The 15522-nt window shown below is 40.6% G+C and carries 11 protein-coding genes; 3 read left to right on the top strand and 8 right to left on the bottom strand.

Annotated elements, in window-relative coordinates:
- Positions 1 to 4: 4 nt before the first annotated feature.
- The 5 genes from AC5590_RS19675 to AC5590_RS19695 form a co-directional block, all read right to left on the bottom strand.
- The gene (locus tag AC5590_RS19675) at positions 5 to 2605 is read right to left on the bottom strand and encodes a DNA translocase FtsK (protein ID WP_169265164.1); all 2601 of its coding nucleotides are present in this window, start codon (positions 2603 to 2605) and stop codon (positions 5 to 7) included.
- A 17-nt stretch (positions 2606 to 2622) separates the two neighbouring features.
- The gene (locus AC5590_RS19680; RefSeq protein ID WP_169265165.1) at positions 2623 to 4701 is read right to left on the bottom strand and encodes an ATP-binding protein; all 2079 of its coding nucleotides are present in this window, start codon (positions 4699 to 4701) and stop codon (positions 2623 to 2625) included.
- A gap of 54 nt (positions 4702 to 4755) precedes the next feature.
- Positions 4756 to 5607, bottom strand: a complete 852-nt coding sequence (locus tag AC5590_RS19685) for a transcription factor RcaD (protein ID WP_169265166.1) — start codon at positions 5605 to 5607, stop codon at positions 4756 to 4758.
- 584 nt (positions 5608 to 6191) lie between these two features.
- The gene (locus tag AC5590_RS19690; RefSeq protein WP_169265167.1) at positions 6192 to 7139 is read right to left on the bottom strand and encodes a glycosyltransferase family 2 protein; all 948 of its coding nucleotides are present in this window, start codon (positions 7137 to 7139) and stop codon (positions 6192 to 6194) included.
- Positions 7140 to 7171: 32 nt separating this feature from the next.
- Positions 7172 to 8197, bottom strand: a complete 1026-nt coding sequence (locus AC5590_RS19695) for an Npun_R2821/Npun_R2822 family protein (RefSeq protein ID WP_169265168.1) — start codon at positions 8195 to 8197, stop codon at positions 7172 to 7174.
- Positions 8198 to 8439: 242 nt separating this feature from the next.
- On the opposite strand from AC5590_RS19695, the gene AC5590_RS19700 reads away from it, so the two are divergent.
- A complete protein-coding gene (locus tag AC5590_RS19700; RefSeq protein ID WP_169265169.1) occupies positions 8440 to 9663 on the top strand; it encodes a glycosyltransferase family 4 protein in 1224 nt (407 codons plus the stop codon).
- Positions 9664 to 9674: 11 nt separating this feature from the next.
- Here AC5590_RS19700 and AC5590_RS19705 read toward each other — a convergent pair whose 3' ends face one another.
- Positions 9675 to 11510, bottom strand: coding sequence for a right-handed parallel beta-helix repeat-containing protein (locus tag AC5590_RS19705; RefSeq protein ID WP_169265170.1), 1836 nt, complete (start codon positions 11508 to 11510; stop codon positions 9675 to 9677).
- A gap of 965 nt (positions 11511 to 12475) precedes the next feature.
- Positions 12476 to 12658, bottom strand: coding sequence for a hypothetical protein (locus AC5590_RS19710; protein WP_169265171.1), 183 nt, complete (start codon positions 12656 to 12658; stop codon positions 12476 to 12478).
- Positions 12659 to 13154: 496 nt separating this feature from the next.
- On the opposite strand from AC5590_RS19710, the gene thrC reads away from it, so the two are divergent.
- Positions 13155 to 14246 carry a threonine synthase gene (thrC, locus tag AC5590_RS19715; protein WP_169265172.1) on the top strand — a complete coding sequence of 364 codons (1092 nt, stop codon included), beginning with the start codon at positions 13155 to 13157 and terminating at the stop codon, positions 14244 to 14246.
- 65 nt (positions 14247 to 14311) lie between these two features.
- Here thrC and AC5590_RS19720 read toward each other — a convergent pair whose 3' ends face one another.
- Positions 14312 to 14761, bottom strand: coding sequence for a hypothetical protein (locus tag AC5590_RS19720; protein ID WP_169265173.1), 450 nt, complete (start codon positions 14759 to 14761; stop codon positions 14312 to 14314).
- Between the two features lie 158 nt (positions 14762 to 14919).
- Between AC5590_RS19720 and AC5590_RS19725 the strand changes: the two genes are divergently transcribed.
- Positions 14920 to 15447, top strand: a complete 528-nt coding sequence (locus AC5590_RS19725) for a DUF4112 domain-containing protein (protein WP_169265174.1) — start codon at positions 14920 to 14922, stop codon at positions 15445 to 15447.
- Positions 15448 to 15522 lie beyond the last annotated feature (75 nt).

Consider the following 15522-nt stretch of genomic DNA (forward strand, 5'->3'; position numbering starts at 1 on the left):
GATTCTAGCTCAGCGTTAGCCGAATATCACTCGCGAATAAACTTTGTAAGCGGTACAGTTGAGCGCCCATTTGATAAAGCAAATCGCCTTTTCCTAATAAACGAGCAGCGGTTGTTTGTTTACCTCCCAAGATAATAGCTGAATCCGCTTCACTAGCAGTTCTTAGTGCAACCCTTCCTGGTAAATTTGAGCGGATAATTGGGGTGACAATACCGGCTTCCGGGCGTTGAGTGGCGATAATGAGATGAATTCCTGCGGCTCTTGCCATTGCGCCTAATCGTTTTATACTTTGTTCTAATGCTGTGCGGGATTCTTTTTCTGCCATGAAGTCAGCATATTCATCAAAGATGCAGACAATTCTAGGCAAAGGCTGAGGAGAACGTTGATTATAAGTACTTAAATCAGCGCATTTCGCTTTTTCAAACCGTTGATAGCGGGATTCCATTTCTGTGACGAGTTCTTGCATCAGTTCAATAGCGCGATCGCTCTCCTTCACAACAGGTGAATACAACCACTGCATCCGCTCAAACTCAGGAAATGTCACTCGTTTAGGATCAACGAGAGCGATTTGTAAATGTGCAGGGGAATGACGCAAAATGAGACTCAGAAGGAGCGATCGCAAATACTCACTCTTCCCACTCCCAGTTGTACCCCCTACCAAAAAGTGGCACGTATTTGGATCAGACAAATCAGCTTCTATCAGTTGTCCCTCCAAATTCACCCCAATTGCAATTTTTACTGGCGCTGTTGCTGGTAAAACTTGGGATTTTATGTAATCCTCAAACTTAGCAACTTGTCTGTCGGGACGAGGTAAATCAATACTGACATATCCAGCTTGAGGGGAAATCAGAGGCGGATTTGCTAACCCCAACTGAACTTGCAAATCTGCTGACAATTTGAGCAAAGAGTTCACTTTAACACCAAGTTGGGGTTTGAGTTTCACCCTAATAAAAGCTGGACCAATAGCCGCCCCGTGGTAATCTACATTAATACCAAAAGATTGCAGAGTGTTAACTAAATCTTGAGCCATCTCATCAGGATTAAATGGTTGCTTATGATTGTTTCCTGTTTGCCCATTCTGTTCAACTTTTTCTTGTTGATTCTCTTCGTAAGATGATTTCTCACCTTCAGATTCTTCCACAAAGTAATTTTGACACTTTTGCTGCTGTGGACAAATTTTGCACAGGTGAGGCTGGGTTGTTAAAGGCGGAGGATTAGGATTCGGTGGTTCCCAAGTCAACCATTGACGCATTTGCTGTAATTTATAAGGAATCAACTGATGAACCGTATTTTCCAGTTGTTCCCAGGAATACTGATACTCTTTGAATTCTGGCAAAACACAGTAAACTGCTGAGTCAACAGCTACTTTATTCTTTTGCCACAGCATATAACTATAAAGCGCAACCTGCGCTAATTGTGCTGATGGATCGGCTGGTTGATAGGTTTTAAATTCCACCATACACAGACGCTTTTTCTCAAAGTTATAGACTAAGCAATCAAATTCTCCTGCTACCCGTTGCTGCGTGTTATCGGGTAAATTAAAGTAATGCTCAAGCCTGCGCTCTTCACTGAGAAAAGTTTTACAAACAACTGTTTCTGCACTGCAATAGCGTCGATTGATTATTAGCAATTCTGCAAAGTGTTTGATGAGTCCTTGTAATCCCTGCCAAACTTTGAATAATGCTTGTGCTTGATTAGAATCTTTTTTTATAGTTTCTTGTAGGTAAGAATAAAACTTGATTTCATAAAAAATTTCTTGTAGACGAGAGGCGATTTCCTCTATCTGTGATTGTGGTGTTGTTGATTTTAAAAAGTCTACAAATCGAGGCTCTTCAGTAAGCAACCGCAGAAAATCATTAGCTAACTGATGAAATGTATTACCAATTCCAACAGCATTTTCTGGTGGCAAAAATAATGTATTGCCTCCAAAGCGCTGATTGAGATAAAATAAGCGTGGGCATTCAAAAGCAACTCGTACTTTTGTAGCGCTTAAAGATAATTGTTCGGATTTTTTTGTTTGCTTTGAACCATTAGCTGCCATATCAAAAATAGTACTTACAGCATTGGGATTATAAACTTCCAATAAGCGACGATGGACAGCAGCCAGATAGACTGTATCCATCGCAGCATAGTGTAGTTGTTTTTGTGTGAGAGGTCTTTTTCCCCAGTCACTTCCCTGTTCTTCCTTATCTACATCAGAAAATTGACAAAGTTCTGTTGCTAAGGTTTTCAGTTGTAGATTAGAAACTTGCAAAACTTCGCGGGTAATTTTTCGGGCTAGCTTTAGCGTACAGGTAACATTTGGTGCTAGCTTTCCTCCAAGATATTTTAAATCAAAGCTGGCGTTATGAAAGACCTTTTCTATTTGAGGATTAGCTATAATTTGATTAATAAAATATGCTGCTAAATCAGGTTTGTTCAATACATCGAGGATCAAAGCAGAGTCACTTGTTAAGTTTGTAGGTTCAGCTAGTACCTGAATGAGAGATAGTTTTGGATAGTAAGTATCCCAGTCAGCAATTTCTGTATCTAGCCATAGTGTTTTGGCTGAAGCAAATTTGATAATTTGCGTTCTGATTTCAGTTGCTTGTGTGAGGTATTGCATTGGCTAAAATAAAAACATCACGTTTTAGCTATGAAACAAATTAATTGGTCTTGTAATTTAGCTTTTGGATTAATAATTTTTACCTTCTGTTCTTGACACAATAGTTCAATCAATAGTTGAACATCAGCTTCTTTCACAAAAGAAAACTGACTGCTAGATTGTGTCATTAAAGTTGGAACTCCCATGTAACCTTGACTTTTGATTATATTCAACAAGAAATCTTTGACAGGTCTGAAATCTTTTTTTCCATTTCTCTCTTCTGGAATCGGCTCTTGTTTAGAAAGAATTCCTAAATCCTGTAATAAAGTACATTTTTCTAAAATTTTAGACTCGCGGATTAAAGTTTGTAGCTCCTGTAAAGTAATGCTTTTACCTACAAGAAGCAATTCATTAGCTTCCACTGATTTTACAAAGCTATGATATGTCGCCAAATAGTGAACAGAAGACAGACTAGGCTTGATATGGCTGTGATTCGTATATGTAAAAATCTGTCTGTAGATTTGATTTCCGGCAAGATTTGGCTTTCCTACTCCTCCAGCACGGAGTAAGTACATAGTTTGACAAAGATTTTGCTGAATTGCTTTTTGACAAGCATTCATCACATTGAAAAAACTTGTCATGTTTGGATCTTCTGTCCAGACTATCCCTACTCGCTCACGCTTACCAGGTTGTTGATAACTCAAGGAATAACTAGCGTACTTTCCACTGATAAGTTTAGGCTTAATTTCCTGTACTTGTATTGCTTCTAAAGCTTGTTGCAACATCCAAATTAGGTCGGATGCGGCTAACAAAGTAATCTTGGTATTTTTTTCCTGAACTTTTTGAAATTCCTGCTGCCATAGCAATTCAAATTCTGCTTTAATTATCTCCCAAGGTGGCGGTGGCGGCGGCGGCGGATCTCCACCACCTAACCATTTGGGCTGAGGGGGTTGTCTATCTCTAAATAGCCATTCCTTGTAATCCTGGAATAGTTGTCTCCCCAGCATCAAAAAATTGCGGGGTGTAGCTTTACGGCTAGGAAACACTTTCTCTAACACCTGTTGATTTAAGGGGTAAATTGGGGAAACAGGTTTAGGGGAAGCTTGATTGTGCACCGGATAGAGTCGAGAAGCTAATAAAGCTTCGCCTTCTTCCAGGGTGATGCGTTTGAGTGGAATTCTGATACTAGCCCTATCCAAGTCAGAAGGCTGAACTCGCTTGGAATTCTCATTCCAAGTACTTGTCCTGATGCTGATGATAATCAGGAAACCTTTCCACTTGCCGTTATAAATCGTAGAGTTAACGTTGAATAAAGCTTGTAGATCAAGAGAGCCATCTGGTAAACGAGCAATGCTATCTAGTTGGTCAAAACACAAGACAATCGGCTGAGTTTTAGCGGATATTTTGCTAAAGTTGCCTAAAATACCCCGCGCCTTGTCTTCATCATCAATAGATTGCTTAACTCGTAACTTTTTCAAACTTTCTTCATCTAGATCATCCCCTTTCAACCATTCACAGGCGAGAGAGTATAAGTCTGGATTAGTCAGGTCATAAAGGACACCAAAAAATTCATTAGCATTGTAAATTCCTGTAGTACCAATAGTCTTTTTGAGGATGTCAATGAAGAGTTGGCGATCCCGTTCAGCGTCTGTTTTTCCAAAAAAGCCTTTAATTATATTAATAAATTTTTGCTGATCGCTTTTTAACTGCTTTTCAATAGTAGACAAGCAGCTTTTGATCCAAAGGATTAATTGAGAATCTGCTTGTCCTACTGGAGCATTAACTAGGCTATCAACGGTGTAGCGTAAGATGTGCTGCCAAATACGGTCACTTTGAGAAAATGGTTCAATGTAGACGAAAAAAGCTTGGTCATTTAGCTGTTCTTTGATCTGACCCATAAAGTGAGTCTTTCCTGTTCCAGCGTCGCCATAGAGAATGAGGCTGCGGGTTTGATGGTCTTGGGAAATCTGTGCTATGAGACTTTTGATTTGGGTTAATGGCTTTTGATGAATAGATTCAACAGTAGGGGGTGACTCCTGCTCTTCCCAAAAGTTTCCTGCTGCTTGGTTATCAAATGGATTCAGCGATTTTTTTATAACTTCATCAATTGTTGCCATGCCAATATCCCTGCTGTCTCAAAGTTAGCCTGCTTGTAATTTGGGTGTATATTGCTAAATCACGGTGATGAAAAATAAGGAGCCACCGCTGATTTGGGGAATTCCAGCGTCAACTTGTTCAGAACCATAATCCCCTGGTTCTGCCAAAGTACTTAATTCAATTTGGTCTGTTTCTTCCAAACGATAAAGTGCCTTATCTACTTCTTCTGGTGACAACGGGGGTTGCAATTTTTCTCGCACATGAAAGATTGGCAAATAATTGTCAGTACCCAGTTCCCGATCCAATCTCCGGATAGTTTCTAAAATTTCTTCGTCACTAATATTGACAATCGTTTCTGGAGAGCATTCTTCACTCTGATGTGCTGGAGTAGATACCTGTTCAGGCTTATCGTGCAAAGATTTTCGCAAAAACCGCACGTAGTTATTCAGCAAATCCAGGCTAATGGTTGCAGCGCCCTTGGGAGTATAATCTTCCCGTAGATACTCCAGTCCTCGTTCAGTCAGCCAAACTTCAGCTTTAACTCTTTGGCGTTTGATTTCAGCGTCAATCAATCCCCGTTCACTCAGGGTTTTCAATATGGCTTCTTTCTCAGGCGCTTTCAACGACGAAATTTTTATTTTGCTGGGGGAAACTTTACCAGCAGCTTTACTTATCTTTTCTAGTACCTTGAGTTCTTTGTCTGTGATGGGCAACTGAGCTGGTTCAAGTTTCAGCAGGGCGTTACCAGGTGGTAAAATCTTAACTGTGGCAATCTCGCGGGAATAGTCTAGTAGTTCGCGATCGCCTAAACTTTGACAAATTTTGTCTTTACCTTTAAAACTATCGAAAATACTAGCACTAAAGCTTGACTTATAGTTAGCACATCCTAGTAATTTGAGTAGAAACTTTAACTCATCTGTATCCATGCGGATTCTAGCCTGTATTTAAATCAGCACCACTCTAGCTCAAGTGGCAATAATTGACACCTTTTCTTATCCTAACTAGATTTAGGGTATTTAGGCAGGGTGCATGTTATCTAAATATCAATACATATCAGTCCTAAATCATAAACCTTACGCGCACGCTACAAAGAACGTAAGAAACAAGATCCCCTACTTCTCACCAGAAGTCGAGGATCTTGGTTTTTCAATTCTCACTCACTCTCTCATTTCCCCATCTCCCTTACCTGAGATCTTGCACCATTACAAGTAAACCACTCTGGGTTGATAAATGTTTTGAAATATACTAAAAATTCCGTTCCAGTTTTAGTCCATTTTAATGGACTTCCCCTATTAGCCTGGGACTTACAGTCCTAGGCGGACGAGAACGGAGTGAAATAAAATGTAATTATTTTTATATTTTATTGATCAGGTGCAAGATGTAAGCTACCTCAGATCTTGCACCTGAGTTAAAAACCGGGTTTCTTGAGAATGCCTGCTCGTAGAAACCTTAATTTCTGGTTCAGAAACCCGGTTTTTTGGGTTTTGTTGAGAATGGTGCAAGATCTCAGCTACCCCTTCACCCTTCTCACCAAATCAAACATCAAAGAACGCAATCCCACAGGTAACAGCGACAACCCCAACCCAGTCCACGCCTTAGCAGGAGAAAAAGACTTCCCTGCTAAAACTAACTCTCTTCCTTTTTGCGTTTCACCCTTTTCAATCAACCGTAAACCTAACAATAACTGTGTCTCCGCGAGACGTTCTTGCCTAATTTTCTCTAGCTTTTGGGATTCAAATTGATAACTTTCTAAATACCGTAACTTATCTGTGAAATAAGGAATTGCCCTGTCAATCCCTTGCTGTTGTGCGTGGAAGCGATATTCCATCAAGAATTCTGGGAGATAATACCCTTTTTTTCCTGCCAAAGCCAGCCGCACAAATAAATCATTATCTTCACAATTTTGCCAATTAGGCTGCATAAATCCTAATTCTTGTAAGGCTGAACGGCGAAATAAGGTTGCACCAATTTGAAAGCTTTGATTAACAAAGACAACTTCCTGTAAATTATCAACAACACCTTCTGGCAAATTCGATCTACCCCAGCGCCGAGAATTTTCTTGTGTTTTTGTCTCATCTCGGATATTGTTAATATCAATCACCCAATGGTCACTTCCAACAAAATCAATATTGGGGTTTTTATCCAGAATTGCTGTGGTACGTGATAGAAAATCTGAAGTTAACCTATCATCATCATCAAATTTGATAAAATATTTCCCTGTTGCAGCATCAAAGCCAGAGCGCATATTATTGCTTTTACCAATATTTTGCTGATGACGGATATATTTGATGCGGCTATCTGTGTACTGCGACATAAGTTTAGGAGTAGTATCCGCAGAACCGTCATCGCAAACAATTAACTCAAAGTCTTGATAAGTCTGCTGGAGTACACTTTCAATTGCGAAAGGCAGCAAATTAATACGATTAAAAGTCGGAATACAAACACTGACTTTAGGCATTTGTGTAATTCTAGGGTTGACAAAAACTAAACTTAAGAAATCATTCTTTCAATTCTACTCTTAACCTTTTGGATGAATCGATTGGTTTTAGCCACAATACTCGGCGGCTTGAGTTGCTGAGGTCGTTTTTCTGGTTCTTTTAAAAATCGATAGTACAACAATTCATCTCTGTAACGAATATCAACATCTTCGCCTTGACACAACCGAGTAAAATTAATGGCAGGATAATTCATATAATGTAGACGATGAATTGGTTTTAATCCATCTTGGTTGTAGAGGACATTATTGATATTTACAAATGGATCGGCATCTGCACAATTGCCAGTTATGTCTCGACCATTGGGGCTGAGGGTAAAGTTAAAGAGTGGGCGCTTGCATCGCAATGTCATGTAACTAAATAAGTCTGCATCACACCACCAAGAGCGTTCATTAATCCAGGTAAACTCCTGGTTTTTAACTAAACATTTTCTTAGCATCTCTAATTCATCTTGGTTAAAAATTCCCTGTTTGGAACCGAAGAAACTAGAGCAATGTAATAGTGGTCTTACCTGGGATTCTGGCAAGCATATTGCCTTTTCAATCCGAGCAAAGTTGAGTGCTGCAACAGGAGTTGACTTGCCATGTTCCCAATCATCAAACACAAAGTCGTAGTGGTCTAACTTTTCTAAAACCCTATCCAGCGAACTCATTGCCAAACTATCAGCATCATAAAACACAAATCGTTTAAAGTTGCCATCAAAGGCACACATTTTCCTGAATAAATTACTTTGTTTGTACCATTTTCTAGAATGACCTTGCTTTAGCTGGCTAGCTTGGGCATGGGCATTCCAAGCTTGATTATAAAAATCTTGCCAGCGTTGCATTGAGCTTTTGTTCTCAAATAAGGTGACATTCGATCGAGAACTTACTTCTAGCTTCACTCGGTCTAGTTTCTGATCATAAGGAATAATACAAATCGGAAGATTTGGGCTAACATTCACTTCAATGCTGTTTAGTAATGCCACTAACTGATTATAAACAATATCATTAGCTAGTGTGTAAATACCAAAATCTTCCATCGCTAAATATCCTTTGTTTATTCACGTGGTTTATCAAAAATTTAAATTTATAAGTCGGAAAATGATGATATAAAATGTGATGACAAGCCATCCTATATGTATAGTAATCCGAAATGAGTTGTGAAAATTCAAAAACTAATAAACCCGACTTATCACCAGAAGTCGGGTATCTTGTTTCTTACAAATGATTTAGGACTGCTATATCACCGCTCTAATTAGTATTATTCCAAATAATTAGGTTTATGAACATCTTAATGCTATCTTCCACCTTCCCTTATCCTCCTACACGAGGCGGAACCCAGGTAAGGACATTTCATTTACTCAAGTATCTCAGTCAACATCATGCTATTACGCTGGTGACTCAACGAGAGCCTGATGTGACAGATACAGAAGTACTAGAATTACGGAATTATGTTGATAACTTAATTGTTTTTAATCGCCGTAAAGACACGAGTGAATCAGGAACATTACTAGAAAAAATCCAGCGGTTTTATTATTTTATACAAACAGGAACCCCGCCAAGTGTGTTAAACCGCTACTCAAGCGAAATGCAGACTTGGATTGATAACTTTGTGGAGGCGGGAAAATGCGATGTTATTACCTGTGAACATAGCGTTAATGAAATTTATGTGCGCTCACACTTTCAAAAAAATCTTAGAACTATAGTGAATGTTCATAGTTCAGTCTACGGTACTTGTCGCAACCAGCTAAAAACGGGCATTTCTGAAAATAGATTTCGAGATAGACTCTACTTACCACTTTTGCGTCGTTATGAACAACGCTATTGCTCTAAATTCTCAGCAATTGTGGTGACAACAGAAGAAGATAGAATTCAGATGCAAGAATTTAACCCCAAGACCGAAATTCAAGTTATTCCCAATGGGGTAGATTTAGTTTCTTTTCCCTACCGTACTCATGATCCAAACGGACATCGCATCATTTTCATTGGTGCAATGGATAATTTAGCAAACATTGATGCTGTTTGCTTTTTTAGTAACGAAGTCTTAAGCGAAATTCAAAAGCTTTACCCAGATACCACTTTTGATATTGTTGGTTCTCGTCCTGCACCAGAAGTTTTAGCACTCAAAGAAAAACCCGGTATTACAGTTACCGGGCGTGTTCCTTCAATGGTAGAATATTTGCACAAAGCAACAGTCTGCGTTGTGCCAATGCGAACGGGATTTGGTATTAAAAATAAAACTTTAGAGGCGATGGCTGCAGGTGTGCCAGTAGTAGCAAGTGAGCGTGGTTTAGAAGGACTAAGTGTAGATGGTTCAAATATACCACCCAGAGCATTACGAGCAAATCAGCCTACAGAATACGTTACTCTTATCAGTCAATTATTTGAAAATTCGCAATTGCGAACAAAGTTATCTCGTAACGCCAGACAATTAGTAGAAACGGAATTTACTTGGGAAAGCGCAGGTAAACGCTATGAAGAAGTCCTGACAAGTACTGGGTGTTGAGATCACACGGTTTATGACGACTCGTTATTAGTCACGGTGTTAGGCGAATTACCCTGGATAACGTTATTATTTTGAGTGCTGTGTGTGTAGATTGGCATAACAACATTATCGATTTTGTTTCTTATGACTGTAATCCCTCCACTTGCCTGATCCAGATAAATACCGGTGATCGGATAGCCTGCAGCCCACGGAGAACGAACAAGATCGTGAATATTATTATCTGAAATCAAGGTATTATCTTGATTAGACAAAGTATAAATACCCGCACCGTCATCAAGAGTGTTCATGACGTTGGAAATTTCGTTGTTCCTGATAGTGTTGCTTTTTAGCTTGTTGATATCCCTCGTCCATCCCCAGCCGATGCTGATGCCCGTGTAAGGAAGATTCCACAGTTTGTTGTTTTCAACGGTCATGTTTTCGACAAAACCAGCGAAAATTCCTACCGAACCTTGATAGTCCTGACCAAGGGCGGTAAGGGTATTGTTATTGATGCTAACATTACGGATCGTCGCTGTTGCAGGTTCCGCCTTTAAGAGGGTATCCATGACGATGCCTTGTCCCCCCAGGTTCTCGAAATGGCTGTTCGTAATGGAGAGATTTTCAACATCGCTAGAAGCATTGACGCCTGAGGCGCTCATATTACGGAAGGTGCATTTTTCAAAGCTGACGTTTCCCGCGTAAGACAGTTCTACCCCTGCGATCATCGTCGTATCACCCCATACGTGGGTTGTGCTAATTTCCGTGCCAGCCTGCCCGCCGATAAATCCTTTTTGCGAAGGTCCTGTCCAGTTGGCATCCTGAAAAATGATACCCTGAAAAACAATATTCTGTACTGGTTTTTCAGCAGTTCCGGCAATTTTTACAATCTGATCAAGACGCGGGGCGATAACAGTTGTTCGAGACATATCTTCGCCTGGGCGGGGTATGTAAAATAAAATGTGTGCTTCCTTATCGAGATAAAATTCTCCCTTATTGTCAAGAAATTCATAAGCATTCTCAAAATAATACGAGAGTTGTGGCTCTAAGAATTGGGTATTCACCATAAAAGCCAGATCTCTGCCTGGATTCTGCAGCGTGACAGAAGCAACGTTGCCGTTTATAAAAAAATCTTCAATTTTAAATCTGTTGATAGTCCAGTGTCTGAAAACTATCATTTCTGCTTCGCTGAGTTTGTTCCATCGATTGATCTCGTTTGGCTTTATTTCCACCCTTTTATTGGCTATATCCCAATTCACAACACGAAAATAAGTGCCAGCATTTGGTTGTCGGGCGCGGATAGCTGGAACGCCATTGACGAAAAGCCGACGGAAATCTTGGTTATCCACCGCAGTCTGAAAAATCTTTCCGTCCTGAGTTCGCCATCCTGTAATTACCTTACCGCCTGAAAGTTGAACTCTTCCGGGTGTTTCAGCTCGAAAAATGATCGAATACCCATTGAAACCACTGTCTTGTGCATTAAGGGTAAAAGTATCCGGCAGGTAATATGTGCCATTTTTCAGAATGACGGTTATATCGGTTTTCATCGAGGTATTGATGGAACGCAGATACTGCTGCACGCTTGTCAGGGAGCAGGGTGCTATTGTTGTACAGGCATTCCCCTTGCCGTTAAGGCCGACATATAGCGTTTTTCCCTGTGTTGCAGACTTGTTCTGCTTTGAGTTGGGGGAAACGATCGCAGAACTCGACAACTTTGTAGATAACTTATCCGTAAGACTAGCCAATCCTGGCTTTGTTTGGCTACCTATTGAGAATAATATCAACAAACAAGATCCAAAAATCCGCAAAACTGGAAAGGTTATTCCGTTTTGTTTACGAAAAATGAAGCGGTTGACCAGATGATTATTCATTTGGTAAAATATCACTCACAGAGAAAACAAACATATCTACTTTTTCCGTAGTGGAAAAGCTCAAAAAAACTGGGCGATCGCTCTTGATCGCCAAATCCCTTGTTTTCAATTGGACAAGTAATACTGATAAGCGCGTTGCATTCAAAGATAGTAGGTGGGCGCTTCATCTCCCCCTACTTCTAAATGCTGTTTATTACAGCAGTTTTCACATAAATGAACCGCACCTTTTGTAAGGGCGCAATGTTTTGTGCCCCTACGACTGTGGTCTATTTACATAAAAATGGCTGTAAAATTAATTTGTATAAAATGCAACTTCCATAACAACATTTATATTCGATATTTTTGTGATACACAATACGTAAATATACTGAACTTGCATATTTTCACTTAGTCGTGGTAGTGTATGTGATTCAAATGGAACCGCTATATAACCCTCTTGCAACGCCCCATTCATGCACTTTGGACTTACCCTAACAACAAAATTCCCGACTTCTTTTAAAGAAGTCGGGAATCTGAGTATGCGTGATTTATGCGCTTTGCGCAGGCTACACCTACACAAATAAAATCGGATTGGTATATTTGCTTCAAACCAGAAGCACTATGTTATGCTGATCAGTCTTCCGACGCTTTTGTTGTGTAATAATGTCAACTGATTTATACTGGTTTTAAAAGTGATTTAGAGGAAGTATTAGCTGAGATACGCCTTTGGCGTCTGCCCTTTGGGCGATAGCTTCGCTGCTGCCTAAGCGCAAAGCGCACGCTACGCGAACGGCAGATCGCAACAGAGTAACAAACACAAAAATGTGTCTAGTTAGACTCGTACTAGGGCATTTCCTGACTTCGGTCGTAAAAACTGCCCACAGTTCTGGTCTAAAAATCTGCTGACACAACAAACACCGCTTTCAATTGCGTGCTCGTCATGATATTGTGACTATATGCGGCTAGCACCGTTACTGGATACTGACCTACTCCTCCTTGTTCGTGATTGATTTTTCCGTCTTCATACTTTGCAACTGCTCTAGCAAGCAATCGACTTCTGCCTGCAAATGCATAAATTTTGTTAACTGCTCATCTTGGTAATAACACTTGTTTAGTTTGCTTGCCAAGATACTTTGGGTTTCTTTTTCTGACACACTAGATGTAGACATTGACGTATCTATCCATAAATCAACTCACACCATTAGAGATATTATAATAGGCGAGTTTTAATAATCATTAAATAATTGTATATTTTTCTCGCACAAATTTAACACCTCTGACAGGATGTTTGAAAAGTGTTCATTTATCGTACTGTTTCCGTAGCGGTAAGGTGTACAAGCGTGTTACGCAAGATCAGCAACTCCTTTTTTAGGAGTTATCTTCCACTGCACCGCACTTCAATATGACAATTTTGACTTTCACAAACATCCTTTAGAATTGTATTTTAGGAGACTGGACATGGGACAGTTTTGTTCCAAAAAACAATTTCACCAATAGACCTCTCCAAAAATGGCTATGAAACCTTTACGGCGCTTGCACTAAAAATCGATTTTTGGAGAGGTTTAATCGATAGATGCTAGATACCCCTTGCGCTTGCATAGCATCTAAGGTGCAAAATAAATACTACATAGTGTTCTCAATTGGAGCTAAGAGCTTTTAAATACCGTGACTTTGAGCCTGTCTGCTGCTAAATCTCATCGCCAACCCTGGCTTGGACTTATAGAACAATATCGCGAGTACTTGCCTGTCAACGAAAAAACACCAGTTATCACTCTACAGGAGGGCAATACACCCTTAATACCTGTTCCCTCAATTGCACAACTTGTTGGTAGACAAGTGCGTGTCTTCGTCAAATACGATGGTCTTAACCCCACTGGTAGCTTTAAAGACCGAGGGATGACATTGGCAATTTCTAAGGCAAAAGAAGCTGGAGCAAAAGCTGTTATCTGTGCCAGCACGGGTAATACCTCAGCAGCCGCAGCAGCTTATGCTCGCCGTGGAGGAATGCGTGCCTTTGTCCTAATTCCTGATGGTTACGTGGCGCTGGGCAAGTTGGCACAGGCGTTGCTGTATGGGGCAGAAGTCCTGGCAATCAAAGGTAATTTTGACCAAGCGCTAGAAATTGTGCGCGAAATGGCCGAAACTTATCCAGTCACTTTGGTAAACTCTGTCAATCCTTACCGCTTAGAAGGTCAAAAAACAGGGGCGTTTGAAGTTGTTGATGTTTTGGGTAATGCTCCAGACTGGCTATGCATCCCAGTGGGGAATGCGGGAAATATCACAGCATATTGGATGGGATTTTGTCAATATCATCAAATCCAAAAGTGCGATCGCCTACCTAAGATGATGGGATTCCAAGCAGCAGGTGCAGCTCCCCTCGTGACAGGACAGCCAGTCGCACATCCAGAAACCATAGCTACAGCAATTCGTATTGGCAACCCCGCTAGCTGGGAAAAAGCAGTTGCAGCCCAACAAGCAAGCACGGGCAATTTCCACGCCGTCACCGATGCGGAAATTATTGAAGCTTATCGCCTTTTGGCATGCGAAGAAGGGATTTTCTGCGAACCTGCTAGCGCCGCTTCCGTCGCCGGTTTGTTACAGGTGAAAGACCAAGTTCCCACAGGTGCGACAGTCGTTTGCGTCCTCACCGGAAATGGTCTCAAAGATCCAGATACAGCAATCAAACACAGCCAGAGCCAATTTAAACAAGGCATTGAGCCAGAACTGTTGGCAGTCGCAGAGGCAATGGGATTTTAGAACAGTAAAGGACAAGGGGAATAAATAACAATAACTTTCTATCTCCCCTACACCCAAGCGCTCCCCTATCTCCCCTGCTTCTGGTTTGTCAAACCATTTATAGCATCAGCAAGAGCTGTGGTTAAACTTTTGCGCGTTTGGGTGTGGTTGTCTTGTTCTGTTTTCAAAGCTTGTAGCAGGCGATCGCGTTCTTTGGTAACCAAAATCAATTTTGCTTGCAATTCCTCCACAGATTTTAGTTGTTCGACTTGTTGTTCAATGACTGTTGCAGCAGTGGGATCATCAAGTCGTGCGTCCTCAATACCTTTAATTTGCTGTATTTCTGCTTTTAAAGAGGCAATTGTCTGTTGCGCCATTTGAGCATCTGTACGGCGTTGTTCCGCTTCGATGTTGTAAAGTTTGCGCCATTTTTCGCCACTTTGCCACCCCGCGTCCTGTTCGGCTTGAATTTCCACAATCTGCTGTTTGAGGGCTTTAATTTCTGCCAACCACTGTGAGGTTAATTCTTCTGTCATAAATGCTTTTGTTTTTTACTGTTTTCAATGGTATTTTTTGTTACAAAAGTACTGTACTACTTTAACGAAGTTTTACAAAATTAAGGATCAAGTATAACCATACCCAGTTAGAGAGTTAAAATATTTAACGGTTTGAAAACTCAAATGTAAACGCCGTAATGTCTGAAATTCCCCCTTCCTACCCCATAATTGAACCTGATGTCAGAGTACCGACTTTAAGAAGGCTGCGTCAGTTAAGTCATTTACTCGATAGAGCTATTACCGTTCCAGGAACGCAAGTTCGTGTTGGTCTAGATCCAATCATAGGATTAATACCTGTTGGTGGTGATTTTTTAGGAGTCATGCTTTCAGCGTACATTGTCCTTGAAGCTGCACGACTAGGAGCACCTGGCGCTACTTTAAGTAGAATGATGATCAATATCATTCTTGATGGCTTAGTAGGTGCAATACCCATAGCAGGAGACCTGTTTGATTTCGCCTGGAAAGCGAACGAGCGTAATGTTAAGCTACTCGAAGATCATCTGAGGTCTCCTAGCCACAGGAAGAGTGCAGACAAGTGGTTTGTATTTGGGGTTTTTATTGTATTATTCATAGTTGCTATTGCATTAGTCGCATTTACCGTAATGTTCATTAGACTACTTGGATCACTGCTTGTAATGCTACAGGGATTGTTAAGTGGCGGTTAAAACAGTGAACAGGGAACGGGGAACAGTGAACAGGGAACAGGGAACAGGGAACAGGGAACAGGGAACAGGGAACAG

Origin of the sequence: Brasilonema octagenarum UFV-OR1 (genome assembly GCF_963888615.1) — a bacterium.
GTDB lineage: Bacteria > Cyanobacteriota > Cyanobacteriia > Cyanobacteriales > Nostocaceae > Brasilonema > Brasilonema sennae.